This is a genomic window from Streptomyces sp. NPDC059008 (genome assembly GCF_042749045.1).
Taxonomy (GTDB): Bacteria; Actinomycetota; Actinomycetes; order Streptomycetales; family Streptomycetaceae; genus Streptomyces.
In genome coordinates, this window is the sequence record NZ_JBHYJC010000001.1 from 202094 (window position 1) to 223444 (window position 21351).

A 21351-nucleotide genomic window follows, 5' to 3' on the forward strand; every position below is an offset into this window, starting at 1 on the left:
GGCGGAAGAGGTTTACGTCGAGGAAAGGCGGCCCTCGGGTACACATGACCGCATGCGTGTTCTGGTGGTGGAGGACGAGGAGTTCCTCGCGGACATGATCGCCGCGGGCTTGCGCCGCGACGCGCTCGCGGTGGACATCGCTCATGACGGCCGCGAGGCGCTGGCCAAGCTGCGGCTCGGCGCGTACGACGTGCTGGTCCTGGACCGTGATCTGCCCGGGCTGCACGGCGACGAGGTGTGCCGGCACGTCGTGGAGCAGGGGCTGCTGACGCGGGTGCTGATGCTCACCGCGTCCGGCACGGTCCACGACCGGGTGGCCGGTCTCGGGCTCGGCGCCGACGACTATCTGACCAAGCCGTTCGCGTACGAGGAGTTGCTCGCCCGGGTCCTGGCGCTGGGCCGGCGGGCCCGGCCCGCCCTACCGCCGGTCATCGAACGGGCCGGCGTCACCGTCGACACCGCGCGCCGGCTGGCGGTGCGCGACGGCCGTCCGCTGGCCCTGTCGCGCAAGGAGTTCGGGGTGCTGGAGGTCCTGCTGCGCGCCCAGGGCGCGGTGGTCAGCGGCGACGACCTGATCGAGGAGGTGTGGGAGGAGCACACCAGCTACCGCACCAACGCCGTCCGCGTCACGCTGAGCAAGCTGCGCGCCAAGCTCGGCGAGCCGCCGGTGATCGAGACCGTGCCCGGCGCCGGATACCGGATGGGCGAGGGGCCGGGCGAGCGACGGTGAAGCGTGCCTGGCTGCCCGGCAGCGAACGGGTCCGGCTCACCGCGCTCTACGGCGGGCTGCTGGTGCTGGCCGGCGCGATGCTCATCGGCCTGGTCTACGTCCTCGTTCGGCAGGGCCTCTACTCCAGTCTGAGCACCGCCGTCACCACCGCCGCACCGCGCGGTCGGGGCCCTTACGCCACCGGGTCCGCGCCCGCCCTCGGCCCGACCGTGGTGCCCGCCTCCCCGCTGCCCGGCTACGAGCAGGCCCTGGGCGACGGCGGCCGCTACCGCGTCACCAAGGACATCACCGACGCCACCGAAGCGGCCGCGCTGGGGCGGCTGCTGACCGTCTCGCTGATCGCGCTGCTGGTCTTCGCGGTGATATCGGTGGCGCTGGCGTGGTGGATGGCCGGCCGGGTGCTGCGCCCGGTCGGCGTGATCACCCGCACCGCCCGCCGGCTGTCCACCGCCAATCTGCTGGGGGTCCCCCCGGGCGAAGGCTGGGGGAGGATCGCCCTGGACGCCCCGCCCGGCGAACTCAAGCAGCTCGCCGACACCTTCGACGGCATGCTGGACCGGATCGAGCATCTGGTCTCCGCGCAGCAGCGGTTCGCCGCCAACGCCGCCCATGAGCTGCGCACCCCGCTCGCCGTACAGCGCGCCGCCGCCGAGATCGGCCTGGCCGACCCGGACCCGGCCAACGTACGGCGGATCCGCGGCAAGCTGATCGAGGTCGCCGAGGACAGTGAGCAGCTGATCGAGGGGCTGCTCCTGCTGTCCGTCTGCGACCAGGGCCTGCAGCGCCGCGAGCCGGTGGCCTTCGGTGAGCTCACCGAGTCCGTCGCCGCCGAGTACGCCGAGGACGCCTGGCGGCGCGGTCTGACCCTCGCCACCGACATCCGGGCCCACGCTCCGGAGGAGGGCGGACCCCCATCGCCGACCGTCGACGGCGACCCCGTCCTGCTCGCCCACCTCGTGCGCAACCTGGTCGGCAACGCCGTGCGCCACAACCACCCCGACGGCCGGATCACCCTCAGCGTCCACGGCCGCACCCTGGAGATCAGCAACACCGGGCCGGCCGTGCCCGCCGCGTCCATCCCCTATCTCTTCGAGCCGTTCCGCCGCCTGGAGGAGCGCCGGCACGCGCCCGGGGAGGGCGCCGGGCTGGGCCTGTCGATCGTCGCCTCCATCGCCCGCGCACACGACGCCTCCGCGACCGCGCACCCCAACCCGGACGGCGGTCTGACGGTCCGCGTCACCTTTCCGCCGCGGGCGGTCTGACGGTCCGTGGAGCACTCCACACCCGATTGCCCACATGACGGGACCCGTCGCGGGCGGCGGGATTCAATGACTCAATGATCCGGTTCGAGTCCGTCACCAAGCGCTACCCCGACGGGACCACCGCCGTCGACGACCTCTCCTTCGAGGTCGGCGAGGGGGAGCTGGTGACCCTCGTCGGACCGTCCGGCTGCGGCAAGACGACGACCATGATGATGGTCAACCGGCTCATCGACCCCACACAGGGACGGATCTACGTCGACGGTGCGGACATCGCCGGTGTCGACCCGGTCCGGCTGCGCCGCCGCATCGGCTATGTCATCCAGCAGACCGGCCTCTTCCCGCACCGCACGGTCCTCGACAACACGGCCACCGTGCCCGTTCTGACCGGTTGGAAGAAGGCGGCGGCCCGCGAGCGGGCGGCCGAACTGCTGGACCTGGTCGGCCTGGACCCGGCCGTCTACGGCGCGCGCTATCCCGAGCAGCTCTCCGGAGGCCAGCGCCAGCGCGTCGGCGTGGCCCGCGCGCTCGCCGCCGACCCGCCCGTGCTGCTGATGGACGAGCCCTTCGGCGCGGTCGACCCGGTCGTGCGTGACCGGCTCCAGAAGGAGTTCCTGCGGCTGCAGTCCACCCTCCACAAGACGGTGCTGCTGGTCACCCATGACATCGAGGAGGCCATCCGGCTCGGCGACCGGATCGCGGTCTACGGGGCCGGACGCATCGAGCAGTACGACACCCCCGCGAGCGTCCTCGGTGCCCCGGCGACGCCGTACGTCGCCGAATTCGTGGGCACCGACCGGGCGTTGAAGCAGCTCTCGGTGACCGGTATCGACCGCGGCGACCTCGAACGCCCGCCGTTCGCCCGGCTCGGCGAGCCGGCCGCGCGGGCTGCGGGACGGCTACGGGCCGAGGGCGCCCGCTGGGCGGTGGTACTGGACGAGGACGGCGAACTGCACGGCTGGGTGGGCGCGGAGGAGCTGACCGGTGCCGTCGGCACGGTCGCCGGACACGCCCGCCGCATGGAGGCCTGGGTACCGGTCAGCGGCACCCTCAAGGCCGCCTTCAGCGAGATGCTCAAGCACGACGCCGGCTGGATCGCGGTCCTGGACGGCCGGCGCTTCCTGGGCGTCCTCACCCCGACCAAGCTCCATGAGGCGCTGCGCCGCACCATCGACTCGGACGAGCGGGGAGTGCCGCGGGAGCGGGCGCGGGTGGACTCGGTGCCCACGGAGTAAGGCGGAGGGGAGGGAAGGCTGTGCGCGGAGGCGTCCGGCGCGTGTTTCACGTGAAACGTCCGCTGTGCTGGCCTGCGTGCTGTTTCACGTGAAACAGCGGCCCGCTCGCCGTTGCGGCGATACGCATGCCACACCGGACCGCCCGTGGGACGCGGCTCAGCTCTTCGGCAGCAGCCCCTTCGCCACGAGGTAGTTGCGCGCCACGTCCGCCGGGAGCCGTCGCCAGCTGTCCACCTGTTCGTTGAGGTGCGCCAGATCGGCGGTGGTCAGAACCGTGTTGAGGCGATTGAGCGCGGCGGTGGCGCGCGGGCCGCCCGCTCGGGCGCGGTTGACGACGGGGAGGACGTAGTCGGCGTTCTGCAGCTTCTTGTCGTCGGCGAGCAGCACCAGCCCGAACTGGTCGAGGGTGGCGTCCGTGCTGGTGGTCAGCACCAACTGGTCCTGTCCGTTCTGCACGGCCTGCTTGGCGGGCGTGGTGCCGACCCCCTTCGGATCGATGGCGGTGATGTCGATCCCGTACTTCTTCCGCAACCCCGGTGCGCAGAAGGGTCGTTGGACGCACTCGTCGCCCGCTGCGAGCCGCACCGGCAGCTGGGCGCGGCCCAGGTCGCTGAGCGTCTTGAGGTGGTGCTTGCGGGCGTATGCGGCGCTCACCGCGAAGGCGTTCTGGTCGACGGCCCGGCCGGGCGGGAGCACGGTCAGGCCGCGGCGGGCGGCAAGCCGGCGGAGCACGGCCATCGTGGTGCCGAGGTCGGGCGAGGCGACGGGGGCCGCCTTGGAGCCGTTGTCCTTGGCGTTGAGCCAGTCCGCGAAGGTCGCGGCGTACTCGGGGACGACATCGATCTGCCCGGCCTCCAGCGCGGGTTCGTACAGCTCGCGGTTGCCGACGGTCAGGACATGGGTCCGGTAGCCGGCGTGGTCGAGCAGCGCCGCGTACATCCGGGCGAGCAGCTCGCTCTCGGTGAAGCCGGCCGAGCCGATGGCCAGTTCGCTGCTGTCCCCGGGCGAGGCGGTGATCGCGGAGCGGGTCTCCAGGGAGGGGCCGGTGGCGCATCCGGTGAACCCGACGACCGCCAGGGCCGCGACGGCCGTGCGGACCGTACCGGCGGCCCTCATCCGGCCCGCCCCCGCGCCCGCCCCGGCGCGAACCGCTCCACGAGCTCGAAGACGGCCTCCATCAGCAGCGCGAACACCGCGACCAGCACCGCACCGGCGACCACCTGCGGGGTGCTGGCCAGGTTGAACCCCGCGGTGATGATCCGGCCCAGGCCCCCGCCGCCGACCAGCGCGGCGAGTGTGGCGGTGGCCACGAGCTGGACCGCGGCGATCCGTACGCCGGTCAGCACCAGCGGAAAGGCCAGCGGCACCTCCACCCGCCACACCAGCTGCCACCCGGTCATCCCCATGCCCCGCGCGGCCCGCACCACGCTCCGGTCCACCTCACGCATCCCGACGTACGCATTGGTCAGCAGCGGCGGGACGGCGAACAGCACCAGCGCGATGATCGTCGGCCACTGCCCGTGCCGCCCGAGAGGGGTGAGCAGCAGCAGGACGAGTACGGCGAAGGTCGGCACCGCGCGCCCGACATTGGCGAGGTTGACCGCCAGCGCGCCGCCGCGCCCGAGGTGGCCGAGGGTCAGCGCGATCGGCAGCGCGATCAGGGCGCTGATGACCAGGCAGGCGAAGGTGAGGACGAGGTGCTGTTCGAGGCGGTGCCAGACGCCGTTCTCACCGGCCCAGTTGGCGCCGGTGGTCAGCCATGTCCAGACCTCGGAGAGGGTGTTCATGACCGCTGCCCGGGAGCCGCGACCGGCCGCCTGAGCCCCGCGCCGGCCCGGATCCGCACCCGCGCCCGCCGGCCGGCCCGCCGCCAGGGGGTGAGCAGCCGTTCCGCGCCGAGCAGCAGCAGGTCGAAGACGACCGCGATGAGCACGCACAGCACGGACGCGGTGAGCACCTGCGCCTTGAAGAACCCGTTCATCCCGGCGTAGATGAGGTTGCCTAGCCCCCCGTAGCCGACGATCGCACCGACCGTGGTGAGGGCGACCGCCGAGACCGTGGCGATCCGCAGCCCGGCCATCGCGGCGGGCACGGCCAGCGGGAACTCCACGGTCAGCAGTTGGCGCAGCGGCCCGTAGCCCATGCCGCGGGCGGCTTCCGTGGCCTCGGCCGGGACGCCGTTCAGCCCGGCCAGGATGTTCCGCACGAGCAGGGTGAGGGAGTAGAGGGCGAGGCCGACCACGACGAGGGTGGCGGAGAGCCCGTAGACCGGCAGCAGCAGCGAGAACATCGCCAGCGACGGAATCGTGTAGAGGACCGTGGTGATGCCGAGCACCGGCCCGGCCGTCCACCGCCGGCGACGGGCCAGCACGGCCAGCGGGACCGCGATCACCAGCCCCAGCGCCACCGAGACCACCGTCAGCTGGATGTGCTGGACGACCGCGTCGAGCAGGATCTGCCGGCGGGTGCTCAGGTACTCGCCGCAGATCCAGTCGTTACGGGCCAGGCAGTCGTCCGGCGGCGGTGCGGTCACGGTACGAGTCCACCGCGGCGGGGGCGGGGTGTCGCGGCGGACGCGTCCGATCGGGCTCCCCCTTCGCCCACCCCGCACGGACCTGCGCACTCGGCGTAGACACCCCACGTATACACGCAGTGTGTACTACCTATGTATAGTTCCCCGGAGTCCATGGGACCGGTGCGACCGGCGGTCGGCGCGACAGGGCACGCCCCTGTGCGCGCCGGCCTCGCCATGCCCGAAAGCGCAGGTCACGGACTCCTTGCCGACCACCCCGCGCCCGAAGAGAGACCCGCATGCCGAAGCAGAAGTCCACGGCCCGCAGCCTGTCCACCGCCGGGCTGCTGGCAGCCACGTCCCTGGTCCTGGCCCTCAGCGGCTGCGCCACGTACGACGTCACCGCGCCGGCCGACGCCCGCGCCGAGGCCTCGGCGGAGGGCAAGGCGACGGACGGGAAAGCGAGCGACGGAAAGGCGAACGGCGGAAAGGGCACGGAGGCCGGCGGCGTCGACTGCGCCAAGGCCAAGTGCGTCGCGCTCACCTTCGACGCGGGCCCCAGCGAGAACACCGCACGCCTGCTGGACATCCTCAAGAAGGAGAAGGTGCACGCGACCTTCTTCATGCTCGGCAAGAACCATGTCGCCAAGCGCCCGGCCGAGGTCAAGCGGATCGACGCCGAGGGCCATGAGCTGGCCAACCACACCTGGTCGCACCAGATCCTGACCGAGATAGCGCCCGAAGAGGCGAAGCGGGAGCTGTCCCGCCTCCAGGACGCGGTCCGCAAGATCACCGGCAAGACGCCCCGGCTGATGCGCCCGCCGCAGGGCAGGACCGACGGGGAGGTCTCCAAGATCAGCAAGGACCTCGGGCTGGCGCAGGTCCTGTGGAGCGTGACCGCCAAGGACTACCAGACCAACGACTCGGCCCTGATCACCAAGCGGGTGCTCGAACAGACCGAGCGCGACGGCGTCATCCTGCTGCACGACATCTACCAGGGCACCGTGCCGGCCGTCCCGGGCATCCTCAAGGAACTGAAGAAGCGCGGCTACACGGTCGTCACGGTCTCCCAGCTGCTCTCCCCGGCGAAGCCGGAGCCGGGGATGGTCTACCGGCCGGAGTGACGGCAGCGCCCACCGACCCCGGACCGTCGGCGAGCCCACAGCGGATACGCGCGAGCCCGGCCCACGCACAGGGGACGTGGGCCGGGCTCGTGAACATCCGGCGATCGCGTGCGGCCTCGCGGACCGCGTTCGGCCTTACGGAGTGCGGTCAGCCCTGCGGGCGCTCCGCCTCCACGCGGCGGCGGCCGCTCTCCTCGGACGTCGTCGGCGCCTGGCCGGGCGCGCCGCCCTGCCCCGGCTTTGCCCCCTGCTTGCGCGGCGGGACGATGGCCTCGGTGTCCTGCGGGAACGTCAGCTGCTGGCTCTGCCACTCCAGGGCCGGTACGACCTCCCGCCGCCAGGTGGCGAACTGGTGGCTGCCCTGCGGCAGGATGATCGAGTCGACCGTCATCGGCGACTTGGCCGCATGGAGGAACTTCATGGTGGGGCCGTAGTTCGCCTCACCCTTGCGGCTGCTGGCCACCAGCGCGGAGACCTGCGGCGCGGGCAGGTTCTTCAGACGCCACAGCAGATCGTGCTCGCGCTCCCGCTGGGCGCCCGCCGCGCCGGCGCCGAAGAGGCTGCCGGTGGTCAGGTCGTCCTTGATGGCGTAGTCCCCGGAGAGCGAGACCGCCGAGGTGTACACCTTCGGGTTGCGCATCGCCAGCTGCAGCGAGCAGGTACCGCCGGACGAGTAGCCGAACGCGCCCCAGGCACTGGGGTCGCGGCCCACCCGGTAGGCCGACTTCATGGCGTCCGGCAGGTCCTTGGTGAAGAACGTCTCGGCCTGCGGACCGCCCGGCACGTCCACGCACTCGGTGTCCCGCGGCGGCGCGATCGTCGGCCGCACCATCACGATCACCGTCGGCTGCATCTTGCCCTGGGCGATCAGCCTGCCCGCGTTCTGCGGCACCTGGAGGTGCTGCGCGAGGTTCATGATCCCGCCGGGGTAGCCGCTGATGACGACCATGACGGGGAACCGCTGCCGGCGGAACTGCTCCTGGAAGTACTGCGGCGGCAGGTAGATGAAGCCCGGGTTGATGGCCCGGGTGCGGCGCCCGACGATCCGTACGGACTCGACCTTGCCCACCTTGTCGGCAGGCCCCTTGGGCAGACCGGTCACCCGATCGAGACCCTGCGGGCCCGCCGGTTGGACCAGCCCGCCCTTGAGGTTGCCGACCGAGGCGTACTGCCCGCCGCCCTGGCTCACGGACACCGGCGCCTCTTCGTTGTTGCCCAGCAGCTCGTCCCAGTTGCCGTAGAACTCGAAATTCGCATTCACGGCGAGGGCGAGCGCGCACACGATCGACACCTGGGTGACCACGATGGCGCCCAGCCTGCCCAGTACGGCACGGATCCCGCGCTTGGCCAGCCGGGGCCAGAGCCACACCGTGGCGGCCACACAGGCCACCGCCAGCACGACCACCGTGTATTCGAGCGACTGACTGGTCAGCCCCATGCGCCCACATCTCCCGTCACCCTCGGAAGGGTTCTTGCCTTCTTATTGGCCGCCTAGGCACAACGGGCGGCTCAGGACAATGGTCACCGGAGGAGACGGGCACACCTGCGCATCGGATACCTGAACGACTCAGTTCTTACCCAGCTCTTGCCACTTCGTTTCCGGGGCGTGATGTGAGGGCGTCGCGCGAAGGTGCACTCTCCCCACTCCGGCCAACTCCCCCACCTCCCACCACTTCTACCAACTCCCCCAACTTCACTAACTTCGCCAAATCCCCCAACTCGGCCAACATGCGCCCCATTCGCCACCCCCGCATCCCCGTCCCCCGCAGCACCGTCCGGCCGCCGCGAGACGGCACACATGAACAGGCAGTGAATCCGGAGCCGCGGCAGACCTCGGCGAGCGGCCGCCCGGCACGCCGTACGGGACCCTCCACGGAACACCGTTCAGCCCCGTACGCAGGGCAGATGCACCACAGCCAGGACGCCGGCGGCCTGGCTGAAACCCCCTCCCCGGCGATACCCCCCGGATAGCCCACCACGCAAGGCGCGGGGTCCCACGATGAGGCCGGTCCCGGCCGCTACGCTTACGTATCCGTCCTGGTCAGGGACATGTCCGCGCTTCACGGACATACGCCGCACCCACCACACGCAAGAGAGGTTCGCCGATGGGCATTCGGAGTCTGCTGCGCAACGCTTTCGGTCGCTCCAAGGCGACCCGTGAAGAATCCGGCGCGGCCCCGAGCGGCACGGCCGACAAGCCGGAGTCCGCGACCATTCCCGAGGCCCGCGAGGAAGCCACCCCGGCCCCCGCCCCGGAGGCCGAAGTCCCCGCCGCCCGCACGGCGCCCCCGGAGACCTCGGACGCGGCCCCGAGCCCGGCGCCGACGACCGCGAGCCTGCCGGCCCAGAGCAGCCCGGTGGACCGCGCGGAGACGCCCGTACGGACCGAGACGCCGTCCGTACGCGAGGAGTCCACCGGCGACGCCGACGAGGCGCCCACGGCGGAAGCGGCCGACGACGAGCCCGAGACCGCGTCCGCGGACAAGGCCGACACCGTCTCCGCACTCGTGAGCCAGGCCTTCGACAACCCGGGCCCGGCGGCGCCGGCGTCCAGCGAGTCCGCCACGGAATCCGTCACGGAATCCGTCACGGAATCCGTACCGGCCGTGGACGAGGCGAAGGCCGAGGCGAAGGAGGACGCTGAGGCCGAGGCCCCCGCCGAGGCCCCCGCCGAGGCCGAGGACGAGCCGACCGCAGAGGCCGCCCCGGCAGAGGAGCCGACCGCAGAGGCCGCCCCGGAGCCGGAGGCCCAGCCTGAGCCCCAGCCGGAGCCGCAGGTCGAGGCCGAGGCGGCGGCGGAGCCCGCCAAGAACGCGGACGCCAAGACCGCGGACGCCGAGACCAGCGAGGCCGTCGAAAGCCCCGCGGACACCAAGGGCACCAAGAGCCCCGAGGCCACCAAGGGCACCGAGAACGCCCTGGCCGCCACCGCACCCGCCCTGGTCAGCCTCTACAAGTCCGCCGGCACCACGCTGGAGAAGCACGGCCTCGGCACCCAGCGCGCCGCCGTCTACCTGGTCCTCGACCGCTCCGGCTCGATGCGCAACTACTACAAGGACGGCACGGTCCAGAACCTCGCCGAACAGGCCCTCGGCCTCGCCGCCCACTTCGACGACGACGCCACCGTCCCCGTCGTCTTCTTCTCCACCGACGTCGACGGCACCGCCGAGATCGACCTCACCAACTACGAGGGCCGCATCGAGGAGTTGCACGCCGGCCTCGGCCACATGGGCCGCACCAACTACCACTGGGCCGTCAACGCCGTCGTCGAGCACTACAAGAAGTCCGGCAGCACCGCCCCGGCCTTCGTCATCTTCCAGACCGACGGCGCCCCGACCTCCAAGCCGGCCGCCGAGCGGGCCCTGTGCGAGGCCGCCGAACTGCCCATCTTCTGGCAGTTCATCGGCTTCGGCGACCCGGAGGCCAAGGGCTTCGACTTCCTGCGCAAGCTCGACGACCTGGCCGTCCCGGAGAAGCGCGCCGTCGACAACGCCGGCTTCTTCCACGCCGGACGCGACCCGCGCAGCCTCTCCCACGACGAGCTCTACCAGCAGCTGATGGTCGAGTTCCCCGAGTGGCTCATCGAGGCCCGCGCCGCCGGCGTCCTCAAGGACAACTGACCCGCGGGCACCACCACCAGCACCCCACCGGCCGCGGCCGGGCCCCACGGCCCGCCGCGGCCGACGCCTTCCCCGAGACCACGGCAGCGGCGGCACAGCAGGCGAGCCGTGTCCCCGCTCCCTAGGCTGAATGCGTGAAGCACCTGCGCGGAGCGGGAGGTGCCGCGCCGCCTCCCGGGTCCGGGACGCCCAGATGGGCCGCGTCGGCGGAGCCCGACCCCCGGCGCTGGTGGGCGCTGGTGGTGATCGCGACGACGCAGTTGATGGTGGTGCTGGACGCGACCATCGTGAACATCGCGCTGCCGTCGGCCCAGCGGGCCCTGGGGATGTCGGACGCCGACCGGCAGTGGGTGATCACCGCCTACACCCTCGCGTTCGGCGGGCTGCTGCTGCTCGGCGGGCGGATCGCCGATCTCGTGGGGCGCAAGCGCACGTTCATGATCGGGCTGGTGGGGTTCGCCGTCGCGTCGGGGCTGGGCGGTGCGGCCACCGGCTCCGGACTGCTGTTCGGGGCGCGGGCGCTGCAGGGGGCGTTCGCCGCGCTGCTGGCGCCGTCCGCGTTGTCGCTGCTGACCACGACGTTCCCGCGGGGCAAGGAGCGCAGCAAGGCCTTCGGGATATACGGGGCCATCGCGGGTGGCGGCGCGGCCATCGGGCTGATCGCGGGTGGGCTGCTGACCGAGTACCTGGACTGGCGCTGGTGTCTGTATGTGAATGTGCCGGTCGCCCTGGTCGCCCTCACGGGAGCGGCGGTGTTCCTGCGGGACCGGCCGGAGCGGAAGCGGGTCTTCCTGGACGTACCGGGTGCCGTGCTGGGGTGCGGCGGCCTGGTGGCGATCGTCTACGGGTGCAGTGAGGCGCAGCCTCGGGGGTGGGGGGACGGACGGGTCGTGGGGTTGCTGGCGGGGGGCGCGGCGCTGCTGGCCGTCTTCGCGTGGTGGCAGACGCGGGCGCGGCATCCCCTGCTGCCACTGCACATCGTGCGGGACACCAATCGCGGCGGCGCCTTCCTGACCATGGCGCTGGTGGTGATCGCGATGTTCGGGATGTTCCTCTTCCTGACCTATTACTTCCAGACCGTGCTCGGATATTCGCCGGTCAGGGCCGGACTGGCCTTCCTGCCGATGGTGGCGGCGATCGTGGTCGGGTCGACGCAGATATCGGCGCGGCTGCTGCACCGCGTCCCGCCGCGGTTCCTGATGGTCCCGGGTGCGCTGCTCGCCGCCGCCGGGCTGTTCACGCTGACGTTCCTGACCGCCCGGCCGGCGTACGTCTCCCATGTCCTGCCGGCGGAACTCCTCGTCGGGCTGGGGATGGGGCTGACGTTCATGCCGGTGATGGCGACGGCCACCACGGGGGTCGCACGGCAGGACTCCGGAGTCACGTCCGCGACGGTCAACACGGCACAACAGGTCGGGGGTTCGATCGGTACGGCGCTGCTGAACACGATCGCCACGTCGACGAGTGCGGCCTACCTCGCGGACCGGCTGGCCGAGGCGGCCCGCCGGAGCGCGGGGCATCAGCTCCCCCCGGCGGTCCGGGAGGGCCTGGTCAAGGACGGGGTGGTGCACGGATTCACCGCGGCCGTCGGGACCGGGTCGGTGATCATGCTGGTCGCCGCCCTGGTCGCCGGGACGATGGTGAAGGCGCCCGGCCCCGCCTCCGCGCTCCCGGAAAAGCCCGCGCCGGAGCCCCCGACCCGTCCAGTACGATATTGACGTTCCGTAAAGCAAATCCTCACTCACCGTAGCGACTTGGGAGCAGCCGGCAATGGCTCGACACCTCATCACCAGCGCCCTTCCGTATATCAACGGGATCAAGCACCTGGGCAACATGGTGGGGTCCATGCTCCCGGCGGACGTCTACTCCCGGTATCTGCGGCAGCGCGGGCACGACGTGCTCTACATCTGCGCGACGGACGAGCACGGGACGCCCGCCGAGCTGGCGGCCAAGGAGGCGGGTCAGTCCGTCGACGCCTTCTGCTCGGAGCAGCACGACAAGCAGAAGGCGATCTACGAGGGCTTCGGCCTGGAATTCGACTACTTCGGGCGCAGCTCGTCGCCGGAGAACGTCGAGCTCACCCAGCACTTCGCGCGCAAGCTGCACGAGAACGGCTTCATCGAGGAGCGGGCGATCCGCCAGGTCTTCTCGGTCACCGACGACCGCTTCCTGCCCGACCGCTACATCGTCGGCACCTGCCCGCACTGCGGCTACGACAAGGCGCGCGGCGACCAGTGTGAGAACTGCACCCGGGTGCTGGACCCGACCGACCTGATCGACGCCCGCTCGGCGATCAGCGGCAGCGGTGATCTCGAGGTGCGGGAGACCAAGCACCTCTTCCTGCTCCAGTCGAAGCTGCAGCACGAGGTCGAGGGCTGGCTGGAGGGCAACGGCAGCAAGGAGTGGCCGACGCTCGCCTCCTCCATCGCGCACAAGTGGCTGACGGAGGGCCTCCAGGACCGGGCGATCACCCGTGACCTGGACTGGGGCGTTCCGGTGCCGGCCGATGTGTGGCCGGAGCTGGCGGCCGAGGGCAAGGTCTTCTACGTCTGGTTCGACGCCCCGATCGAGTACATCGGCTCGACGAAGGAGTGGGCGGACGTCGCGCCCGAGGAGCGCGACTGGAAGTCGTGGTGGTACGAGGCCGACGACGTCCGCTACACGGAGTTCATGGCCAAGGACAACGTCCCGTTCCACTCCGTGATGTTCCCGGCGACGCAGCTGGGGACCCGCGAGCCCTGGAAGAAGGTCGACTTCCTCAAGGCCTTCAACTGGCTCAACTACTACGGCGGGAAGTTCTCCACCTCCCAGCGGCGCGGCATCTTCACGGACGCGGCGCTGGAGCTGCTGCCGGCCGACTACTGGCGCTACTTCCTGATCGCCAACGCCCCCGAGTCGGACGACACCTCCTTCACCTGGGAGCTCTTCGCGTCCTCCGTCAACAAGGACCTGGCGGACACGCTCGGCAACTTCGTCAACCGGGTGCTGTCGTTCTCCCGTAAGCGCTTCGGCGACGAGGTGCCCGCGGGCGCCGAGGCCGGGGCCGCGGAGCAGAAGCTGGGCGAGGAGATCGCCGGGCTGCTGGCGGAGTACGAGGGCCACATGGAGGCCCTGCAGTTCCGCAAGGCGGCCGCCTCGCTGCGCGCCCTGTGGAGCGCGGGCAACTCCTACCTGGAGGAGAAGGCCCCGTGGCTGGAGATCAAGACCGACAAGGACGCGGCGGCGCTGACGCTGCGCACCGCGATGAACCTGATCCATCTGTACGCGGTGGTCTCCGAGCCCTTCATTCCGGCGACGGCGAAGGCGATGCGGGGCGCGTTCGCGCTGGAGAACGACACCGCGGTGTGGGTCTCGCAGGACGAGGCGAAGGCGCTGGCCTCGGTGCCGGCCGGTGTCCCGTTCACGGTGCCGCCGGTGCTCTTCGCGAAGATCACCGAAGAGGACCTGGAGTCCTACCGCGAGCGCTTCGGCGGCGCGGAGCAGTAGGCACGCCGGTGCACTGAGCACGGCAGCTGCGACAGTCCGGCCGTGTGGTCGGCACGGACGAGTACGGCATACGCGCGCCCGTCCGGTCCTCGGGGCCGGGCGGTCGCTCGCCGGGAGGCGCGGCGCCCGCTCAGGGCCGGGCCGCCGGGGACACGTAGGCGTTCAGCCGCTTCAGGCCCGGCGTCGACGGGAGGCGGATCGGTCGCCAGCCGCGGGCGTAGCCCGGCGGCGCCTCGCCGGCGGCCAGGACGACGGCGGCGGGGCTGCGGGCGCCCAGCCGGGTCAGGCCGGCGGGGGTGATGCTGGCGTCGTGCCCGCCGGGCTGCCGGGAGGCGCAGCCGAGCTGGTACGCCACCCGTACCGCCTCCTCGCCGCTCACCGCGCACGGTGGCCGTACGCCGGCGGCGCGCAGCGTATCGCCGATCCGGCCGATGTCGGCCTGCGCGCGTGCGGTTCCCCGCTGCATCTTGTGCACGATCGCCAGTTGCATCGCTTCGTGGCCGAGGAGCGCGATGGCCAGCACGGCGACCGCCCAGGCGCGCCGGCGGCGGGGCAGCAGCGTCATCCAGTACAAGAACCACGCGGCGGGCAGCAACAGCAGGGCGTAGGCGGGCAGCAGGAAGCGCGGCGCGGCGTAGTCCACCGTCAGCAGGTAGGGGGCGGCGAGGCAGAGGCCGACCAGCGCCGGGAGGGCGATGGGGCCCGGACCGTAGCGGTGCCGTGCGCCGCCGGGGTCGCGCAGGCTCGGCGGCCAGACCGGCGTATGCGGCTGCAGCGCGCCGTCGAGCCCGAGGCCGACCGCCCGGAGGGGATGCAGCCCGAAGGTGTCCATCCGCACGGGCTCCAGTCCCAGTTCGCGACGACCGCCGGGCTCGCGGCCGCGCGGCGTCGGCCAGACCGGACCGTACCGGTGCAGCGTGCCGCCGGGCTCGCGGGCGCGGGCCGACGCCCACACCGCCCCGGCGACCGCCAGCGGCAGCGCGAACCACCAGCCCGCCGTCACCGGGTACGTCCAGTCCATGTCGCAGGGGCGGCACAGCGTCTTGCCCTGCAGCGCCCGTGCGTGGTCGCCGAAGGACGGGTGCCAGCCCAGGCCGCCCTGGATCCCCCCGGCCTGGCGCAGCCGCTCCACCAGCCCGCCGTAGGACACATACGCCTCCACGACCCACTCGGCACATCCGAGGGCTAGACCGGCCGGGATCGCCAGCAGCACCGTCGAGCGCCGCCAGGCCGGTACACACACCGCCGCGGCGAACAGCGGCAGGGCCAGCCACACCCCGTCGAGGGGCCGCATCAGCGCGGCCAGGGCCACCGCGGCGGCGACGCCCACCGCCGCGCCCCGGCCGGCCTGCGGAGCCAGCTGCGCCGACGGCTGGCGTACGGCCAACAGGAAGCAGCCGGTGGCGACGAGTGCGGCGTAGCCGGTCCACAGGTTGGGCATCACCTGCGGACCGTAGAAGAGCGTGACCCACAGACCGGCGAAGAGCGCGCCGCCCAGGGCCGGCACGGGAGCGGGCAGCAGACGCCGCCAGAGGCACAGGGTGAGCAGGAACGTGGCGCCGGAGAGCACCGCGAGGTAGCAGTGCAGGGCGGTGGCCGATGTCGTCAGGACGGCGGCCGGGGCGAGGAGGAGGGTGACGCCGCGGGCGCGCGGGGCGCTGAAGAACGCGGCCGGGGCGTGGGCGTCGACCTGGCTGACATAGACCGTCTCGTCCCATCCCAGGCCGGGCGTGGTGAGGGCGAGGTAGAGCTGGCCGGCGGTGAAGACGACGGCCAGGGCGATGAGCCAGGGCAGGTCGCGGACCTGGGCGAAGTGCGCCGTACGGGGCCGTGAGACGAGGCCGGGCGCACGGGGGAGGAGGCTGGCTTGCTGCATGAGCACCACCCTGCGTGCGGTGCAAGAGCCCGGCCACACGTGTGGTGCGGTTGGAGCACCCGGCTCACACGCGCTGAGGGTGGTGTTTCACGTGAAACACCACCCTCAGCGCGTTGTTCGAGGCCCGGCCCCGCGGGTGACGCCTACTTCACCTGTGGCTTGCGGACGTTCAGGTGCAGCTCCTTGAGCCGTACCTCTTCCAGCTCCGTCGGCGCACCCATCATCAGGTCCTGCGCGTTGCCGTTCAGCGGGAACGCGATGGTCTCGCGGATGTTCGGCTCGTCCGCGAGCAGCATGACGATGCGGTCGACGCCGGGGGCGATACCGCCGTGCGGCGGGGCGCCGAAGCGGAAGGCGCGCAGCATGCCCGCGAACTTCTCCTCGACGGTCTCACGGTCGTAGCCCGCGATCTCGAAGGCCTTGATCATGATGTCGGGCTCGTGGTTCCGGATCGCGCCGGAGGACAGCTCGACGCCGTTGCAGACGATGTCGTACTGCCAGCCCAGGATGTCCAGCGGGTCCTTCTCCTCCAGGTCCTTCATACCGCCCTGCGGCATGGAGAAGGGGTTGTGGGAGAAGTCGATCTTGCCGGTCTCCTCGTCCCGCTCGTACATCGGGAAGTCGACGATCCAGCAGAAGCGGAAGACGTTCTCCTCGAAGTGGCCGGCCCGCTTCGCGGCCTCGACGCGCACCGCGCCCATGATCTTCGAGACCTCGTCGAAGTCGCCGGCGCCGAAGAAGACCGCGTGGCCCTCCTCCAGGCCGAGGCGCTCGGTGAGCACCTTGACGTTCTCCTCGGTCAGGAACTTGGCGATCGGGCCGGTCAGCGCGCCGTCCGCACCGACGCGCACCCAGGCCAGGCCCTTGGCGCCGTGCTGGATCGCGTACTCGCCGAGCTGGTCGAAGAACTTGCGCGGCTGGTCCTGCACGGCCGGCACCGGCAGCGCACGGACGTGCTTGCCGGCGAAGGCCTTGAACGCCGAGTCCGCGAAGACGTCGGTGATGTCGACCAGCTCCAGCTGGGCGCGCAGGTCCGGCTTGTCGGAGCCGTACTTGAGCATCGCCTCGCGGAACGGGATGCGCGGGAAGGGGGAGGTGACGTGGCGGCCGTTGCCGAACTCCTCGAAGAGCTCGGTCATCAGCTTCTCGACCGGCTGGAAGACGTCCTCCTGCTCGACGAAGGACATCTCGATGTCGAGCTGGTAGAACTCGCCCGGCGAGCGGTCCGCACGGGCGTCCTCGTCCCGGAAGCAGGGGGCGATCTGGAAGTAACGGTCGAAGCCCGAGATCATCAGCAGCTGCTTGAACTGCTGGGGGGCCTGCGGCAGCGCGTAGAACTTGCCCGGGTGGAGACGCGAGGGCACCACGAAGTCGCGTGCGCCCTCCGGCGAGGTGGCGCTGAGGATCGGCGTCGCCATCTCGTTGAAGCCGAGGGTCGTCATCTTGTGACGGATGGACGCGATGACCGCCGAGCGCAGCATGATGTTGCGGTGCATCCGCTCGCGGCGCAGGTCGAGGAAGCGGTACTCCAGGCGCCGCTCCTCGTTGACGCCGTCGTCGGCGTTGATCGTGAAGGGGATCTGCTGAGCCGCGCCCAGGACCTCGACCTCGGTGGCCTCGATCTCGATCTCGCCGGTGGGCAGCTCCGGGTTGACGTTCTCGGCGCCGCGCGAGACGACCCTGCCGTCGACGCGGACGACCGTCTCCTTCGTCAGCTTGTCCAGCGCCTCGGCGGCCTGGGTGCCGGGACGGGCGACGAGCTGCACGAGACCGTAGTGGTCGCGCAGATCGATGAAGAGGATGCCGCCCAGGTCACGACGATTGTGCAGCCAGCCGCTGAGGCGGACGTCCGTGTCGACGTCCGCGGCTCGGAGCTCGCCGCAGTTATGGGACCGGTACCGGTGCATCGCTCATCCAAGTCGTCGCGAGTGTCGAGGTGAGGAGTTGACGGGAGCGGAGGAGAGGGATCGGAACACGGGCTCGCACGCCCGGTCGCTCTCCCCGGCGGTCACCCGAAAGGCCACCCCAGGATTGACATAACCGCTCCAGGTTACCGTCCCGGCACCCGCCCCTTCGTTGACATATACGCATCAGCGCTTCGCCGGGCCGAGGCGGGCGCTCCCGGCGGGGACGACGGTCACATTCCGCTCACTGGTCGGGCTCCGCCAAACACACATAAAGTGATGCAATGCGCACCAAGGACCTCCTGGCCGCCCTCGCGACCGGCCTGTGGCGCTGGGACAACGCATCGGGACGGGTGACCCTCGATGCCGAGGCGGCCCGGCTGCTCGGACTCCCCGACGAGCCGGCGGAGCTGAGCGAGGCCGCCGTACGCTCCCGTTTTCATCCCGTCGACTTCGCCGAGATCAACGGGGTGATCCAGCTCGCGGTGTCCGAGGAGACCCTCGCCGAGGCCCGGCTGCGCATCGTGGACGAGCGCGGGCGGATACAGCGCATCGTCCGCACCCGTGCCCGCCCCCGGGTCGTCGACGGCGGCCTCGAACTGGTCGGCACGCTCCAGGAGGTGCCCGAGCCGCAGCCCGGCACCTCCGCCCCGATCACCCCGATAACCGGCGACTGGCGCCGCTCCCGCGAGGCCTTCCTGCTGGACGCGGGGCGGGCACTGGCCGAGGCGCGGTCCACGGCCGAGGTGCTGCGGGTGGCGGCCGGGCTGTCCATGCCCGGGTTCATGCCCGACGGCCTGGCGGTCTTCGGCATCGAGGGCGACCGGATCTCGGTCATCGGCCATCACGGCCACCGCCCCGGCGACGAGAAGCCCTTCCTCAACATGGCGCTGGAGACCGACTACCCGGCCGCCGAGGTCATCCGCACCGGGCGGGCCATCTATCTGCCCACGCCCGAGGACTACAGCCGCCGCTACCCGGCCACCTGGCCGCTGGCCGCCCGCTTCGGCCGTACGTCGTGGGCGTTTCTGCCCCTGGTCAACGCGGGCCGGACGATCGGCGCCTGGATGGCGGGGTTCGCCCAGCCGGTCGCCTTCACGCCCGACGAGCGCTCGGTGCTGACCACCGTCGCCCGGATGCTGGCCCAGGCGCTGGCCAGGGCCGGTGTGCAGGAGGAGCAGCAGGAGCTGGCGCTGGGGCTGCAGCGCAGCATGATGCCGACGGTGCAGCCCGACATCCCGGGGATGACGGTCGCCGCCCGCTACGTACCGACCGGCGGCGGGCTGGAGGTCGGCGGTGACTGGTACGACATGATCCCGCTGCCGTCCGGGCGGATCGCCCTGGTCATCGGGGATGTCCAGGGGCACGACGTACGGGCCGCGGGCCTGATGGGGCAGCTGCGGATCGCCCTGCGCGCCTACGCCTCCGAGGGCCACCATCCCGATGCGGTGCTCTCGCGCGCCTCCCGCTTCCTGGCCGGGATCAACGAGACCGCACTGCACGGCAACGGCGAGGATCAGCGCTTCGCGACCTGCCTGTACATCGAGGTGGATCCGGCGACCGGGTTGCTCGACATCGCGCGGGCCGGCCACCCCGATCCGGCGATCCGCCTGAGCGACGGCACGATGCTGGTCCGGCCCACCGCGGGCGGGCTGCCGCTGGGCATCGTCCCGGACACCGACTACCCCACCACCCGGCTCGTCCTGGAGCCCGGCGAGACCATGGTGGTGTGCACCGACGGGCTGATCGAGACCGGCGGTCATGATCTGGAGACCGGCTGGGCCCGGCTGCGCGGCATCATCGAGGCGCATGAGGTCGGCGAGGGCGACAAGGACCTGGAACGGCTGGCCGACGCCCTGGTCCAGGCCGTGCACGGCCCGTCCTCGCACCACACCACCGGACCGCTGGTGGACCGCCGCGAGGACGACATCGCCGTACTGCTGCTGAGCCGCGAGGCCGCCAGCTGCGGAGTGGGCACCGGCGGCCCGCTGGCCCAGCAGCCCGTACGGCGCACCGTGCTCGCCGTCGCCCAGGCCGAGCCGCGGCGGATAGCCGAGGCGCGCCGGCAGGTCCGCGACGTGCTCCACGACTGGGCCGACGCCGACCAGGTCGACTCGGCGGTGCTGATGGTCTCCGAGGTCGTCACCAATGTGCTGATGCACACCGACGGCGATGCGCTGCTGGTCGCCGAGATCTCCGGCCCCCGGGGCGCGCGGCGGATCCGCGTCGACGTCTCCGACAGCAGCGATGAGCTGCCGCACCGCCGCAGCCCCGGCGAGCTGGCGTCCTCGGGGCGCGGGCTGGTGCTGCTGGAGCTGCTGGCCGGGGCCTGGGGCGTGGACCCGCGCGGCAACGGCAAGTCGACGTGGTTCGAGCTCTACGAGGACGCGGGGGAGGCGGCCGGCCCGGTGTCGCCGGGGCCCGCGTCGGAGTCGGAGTCCGAGCCGGCCGCGTAGTGCTTGCGCAGCTCGTGCAGCACGCCGGTGGCGGCCGCGGTCAGCGGGACGGACAGCAGCATGCCGAGGATGCCGCCGACGCTGGCGCCCGCGGTGATCGCCAGCATCACGCTCGCCGGGTGCATCTGGACCGTGCGGCTCTGGATCATCGGCTGCAGCACATGGCCCTCCAGCACCTGCACCGCCAGCACGACGCCGAGCGCCCACAGCGCGATCACGAAGCCGCGGTCCGCGAAGGCCACCAGGATCGCCACCGCCCCCGAGATGAACGCGCCGAGGTAGGGGATGTAGGCGCCGACGAAGACCAGCGCGCCCAGCCCGACGGCGCCCGGCACCTGGAGGATCAGCAGTCCGACGGTGATGCAGAGGGCGTCGATCAGCGCGATGAAGGTGGTGCCGCGCATAAAGCCCTCGATGGACTGGAAGCCGCGGCGGGCCATCCGCTCCAGCTGGGGTGCGGATTTGCCGGGCGCCCAGTCGTGCAGGGCGCGTACGGCCTTGTCGGAGTCGCGCAGGAAGAAGAAGGTCAGCAGCAGGGCGAGCACCGAGGCGGCGAGGAACTGGCCGACGATGCTGACGCCCGCCAGTACCCCGGAGGCCGCGGTGCCACCGAACTTGCTGACCAGCTCCTTGGCGTTGGAGGCGAGGTCGTCCAGTGAGGTGCCGGCCGTACCGAAGTGCTGGGAGAGGCCCTTGGCGGCGTCCTTGAGCGAGGCGATGATCTGGTCGCCGGTGTCCACCAGCGCGCTGACGACGATGTATCCGGCACCGCCGACCACCACCACCAGGACCGCGCAGGTCAGCCCGGCCGCCAGCGAGCGGTTGAGTTTCATCGCCACCAGCCGCCGGTAGAGCGGTCCGAGCAGCGCGCTGCCGAGCAGCGCCAGCAGCACGGGCGTGACCGCGGCGCTCAGGACGACGCACAGCCACACCCCGAGGGCCAGCACGGCCACGATCAGCAGCAGCACCCCGCACCAGGCCGCGGCACGGCGGGCCTCGATCGGCAGCAACGGCTTGCCGGACGGCGGCCGTTCGCCCTCGGCGCCGCGCGAGTCTTGATCCGAGTCGTTTCGCACCCGGACAGTCCACCACGGCGAACGGCCCCAGGGCGGGGCGTGGAACGGGCCGGGGCGGTGTTTCACGTGAAAC

15 protein-coding genes are annotated in these 21351 nt (G+C 71.7%); 8 read left to right on the forward strand and 7 right to left on the reverse strand.

Going from position 1 to position 21351, the window contains the following annotated elements; all coding sequences use genetic code 11:
* Positions 1–52 precede the first annotated feature (52 nt).
* The 3 genes from ACFWZH_RS00945 (at position 53) to ACFWZH_RS00955 (ending at position 3224) form a co-directional block, all read left to right on the forward strand.
* Positions 53–730: a response regulator transcription factor gene (locus ACFWZH_RS00945; protein WP_384424138.1), complete on the forward strand. Its 678-nt coding sequence runs from the start codon at positions 53–55 to the stop codon at positions 728–730.
* The gene (locus tag ACFWZH_RS00950; RefSeq protein ID WP_384424139.1) at positions 727–1992 is read left to right on the forward strand and encodes a sensor histidine kinase; all 1266 of its coding nucleotides are present in this window, start codon (positions 727–729) and stop codon (positions 1990–1992) included. Before ACFWZH_RS00945 ends, ACFWZH_RS00950 begins: the two co-directional genes overlap by 4 nt.
* 74 nt (positions 1993–2066) lie before the next feature.
* On the forward strand, positions 2067–3224 hold the full coding sequence (locus ACFWZH_RS00955; RefSeq protein WP_384424140.1) for an ABC transporter ATP-binding protein: 1158 nt from the start codon (positions 2067–2069) through the stop codon (positions 3222–3224).
* Positions 3225–3380: 156 nt separating this feature from the next.
* Here the strand turns inward: ACFWZH_RS00955 and ACFWZH_RS00960 are convergent, their stop codons facing one another.
* Genes ACFWZH_RS00960 through ACFWZH_RS00970 form a run of 3 tightly spaced genes read right to left on the reverse strand, consistent with a single transcriptional unit; the run spans position 3381 to position 5757 of the window.
* The gene (locus tag ACFWZH_RS00960) at positions 3381–4340 is read right to left on the reverse strand and encodes an ABC transporter substrate-binding protein (RefSeq protein WP_384424141.1); all 960 of its coding nucleotides are present in this window, start codon (positions 4338–4340) and stop codon (positions 3381–3383) included.
* Positions 4337–5011: an ABC transporter permease gene (locus ACFWZH_RS00965; RefSeq protein WP_384424142.1), complete on the reverse strand. Its 675-nt coding sequence runs from the start codon at positions 5009–5011 to the stop codon at positions 4337–4339. The genes ACFWZH_RS00960 and ACFWZH_RS00965 overlap by 4 nt, the downstream gene beginning before the upstream one ends.
* Positions 5008–5757, reverse strand: a complete 750-nt coding sequence (locus ACFWZH_RS00970; protein WP_384424143.1) for an ABC transporter permease — start codon at positions 5755–5757, stop codon at positions 5008–5010. The genes ACFWZH_RS00965 and ACFWZH_RS00970 overlap by 4 nt, the downstream gene beginning before the upstream one ends.
* A gap of 278 nt (positions 5758–6035) precedes the next feature.
* On the opposite strand from ACFWZH_RS00970, the gene ACFWZH_RS00975 reads away from it, so the two are divergent.
* Positions 6036–6860, forward strand: coding sequence for a polysaccharide deacetylase family protein (locus ACFWZH_RS00975; protein WP_384424144.1), 825 nt, complete (start codon positions 6036–6038; stop codon positions 6858–6860).
* 148 nt (positions 6861–7008) lie between these two features.
* On the opposite strand, the gene ACFWZH_RS00980 is transcribed toward ACFWZH_RS00975, so the two are convergent.
* A complete protein-coding gene (locus ACFWZH_RS00980) occupies positions 7009–8298 on the reverse strand; it encodes an alpha/beta hydrolase (RefSeq protein ID WP_384424145.1) in 1290 nt (429 codons plus the stop codon).
* Between the two features lie 667 nt (positions 8299–8965).
* Here ACFWZH_RS00980 and ACFWZH_RS00985 point away from each other — a divergent pair.
* The 3 genes from ACFWZH_RS00985 to metG all read left to right on the forward strand — a co-directional run bounded on the left by ACFWZH_RS00985 (position 8966) and on the right by metG (position 13966).
* Positions 8966–10480, forward strand: coding sequence for a VWA domain-containing protein (locus tag ACFWZH_RS00985; protein WP_384424146.1), 1515 nt, complete (start codon positions 8966–8968; stop codon positions 10478–10480).
* Positions 10481–10719: 239 nt separating this feature from the next.
* Complete coding sequence (locus tag ACFWZH_RS00990; protein WP_384424610.1) at positions 10720–12198, forward strand: MFS transporter; 1479 nt, start codon at positions 10720–10722, stop codon at positions 12196–12198.
* Between the two features lie 52 nt (positions 12199–12250).
* Complete coding sequence (gene metG, locus ACFWZH_RS00995) at positions 12251–13966, forward strand: methionine--tRNA ligase (RefSeq protein WP_384424147.1); 1716 nt, start codon at positions 12251–12253, stop codon at positions 13964–13966.
* Positions 13967–14096: 130 nt separating this feature from the next.
* On the opposite strand, the gene ACFWZH_RS01000 is transcribed toward metG, so the two are convergent.
* Positions 14097–15842: a hypothetical protein gene (locus tag ACFWZH_RS01000; RefSeq protein WP_384424148.1), complete on the reverse strand. Its 1746-nt coding sequence runs from the start codon at positions 15840–15842 to the stop codon at positions 14097–14099.
* Between the two features lie 143 nt (positions 15843–15985).
* A complete protein-coding gene (gene aspS, locus ACFWZH_RS01005; RefSeq protein ID WP_384424149.1) occupies positions 15986–17749 on the reverse strand; it encodes an aspartate--tRNA ligase in 1764 nt (587 codons plus the stop codon).
* A gap of 281 nt (positions 17750–18030) precedes the next feature.
* Here aspS and ACFWZH_RS01010 point away from each other — a divergent pair, with 281 nt between their 5' ends.
* A complete protein-coding gene (locus tag ACFWZH_RS01010) occupies positions 18031–20202 on the forward strand; it encodes a SpoIIE family protein phosphatase (RefSeq protein WP_384424150.1) in 2172 nt (723 codons plus the stop codon).
* Here the strand turns inward: ACFWZH_RS01010 and ACFWZH_RS01015 are convergent.
* On the reverse strand, positions 20124–21278 hold the full coding sequence (locus tag ACFWZH_RS01015) for an AI-2E family transporter (protein WP_384424151.1): 1155 nt from the start codon (positions 21276–21278) through the stop codon (positions 20124–20126). The two genes, ACFWZH_RS01010 and ACFWZH_RS01015, sit on opposite strands and share 79 nt — an antisense overlap.
* Between the last annotated feature and the right edge of the window lie 73 nt (positions 21279–21351).

Excerpts from the sequence above, each read along its gene's own strand:
- ACFWZH_RS01000 (WP_384424148.1), bottom strand. The coding sequence starts at position 15,842 with ATGCAGCAAGCCAGCCTCCTCCCCCGTGCGCCCGGCCTCGTCTCACGG.
- aspS (WP_384424149.1), bottom strand. The coding sequence starts at position 17,749 with ATGCACCGGTACCGGTCCCATAACTGCGGCGAGCTCCGAGCCGCGGAC.
- ACFWZH_RS00955 (WP_384424140.1), top strand. The coding sequence starts at position 2,067 with ATGATCCGGTTCGAGTCCGTCACCAAGCGCTACCCCGACGGGACCACC.
- ACFWZH_RS00945 (WP_384424138.1), top strand. The coding sequence starts at position 53 with ATGCGTGTTCTGGTGGTGGAGGACGAGGAGTTCCTCGCGGACATGATC.
- ACFWZH_RS01010 (WP_384424150.1), top strand. The coding sequence starts at position 18,031 with ATGCGCACCAAGGACCTCCTGGCCGCCCTCGCGACCGGCCTGTGGCGC.
- ACFWZH_RS00975 (WP_384424144.1), top strand. The coding sequence starts at position 6,036 with ATGCCGAAGCAGAAGTCCACGGCCCGCAGCCTGTCCACCGCCGGGCTG.
- ACFWZH_RS00980 (WP_384424145.1), bottom strand. The coding sequence starts at position 8,298 with ATGGGGCTGACCAGTCAGTCGCTCGAATACACGGTGGTCGTGCTGGCG.
- ACFWZH_RS00965 (WP_384424142.1), bottom strand. The coding sequence starts at position 5,011 with ATGAACACCCTCTCCGAGGTCTGGACATGGCTGACCACCGGCGCCAAC.
- metG (WP_384424147.1), top strand. The coding sequence starts at position 12,251 with ATGGCTCGACACCTCATCACCAGCGCCCTTCCGTATATCAACGGGATC.
- ACFWZH_RS00985 (WP_384424146.1), top strand. The coding sequence starts at position 8,966 with ATGGGCATTCGGAGTCTGCTGCGCAACGCTTTCGGTCGCTCCAAGGCG.
- ACFWZH_RS00960 (WP_384424141.1), bottom strand. The coding sequence starts at position 4,340 with ATGAGGGCCGCCGGTACGGTCCGCACGGCCGTCGCGGCCCTGGCGGTC.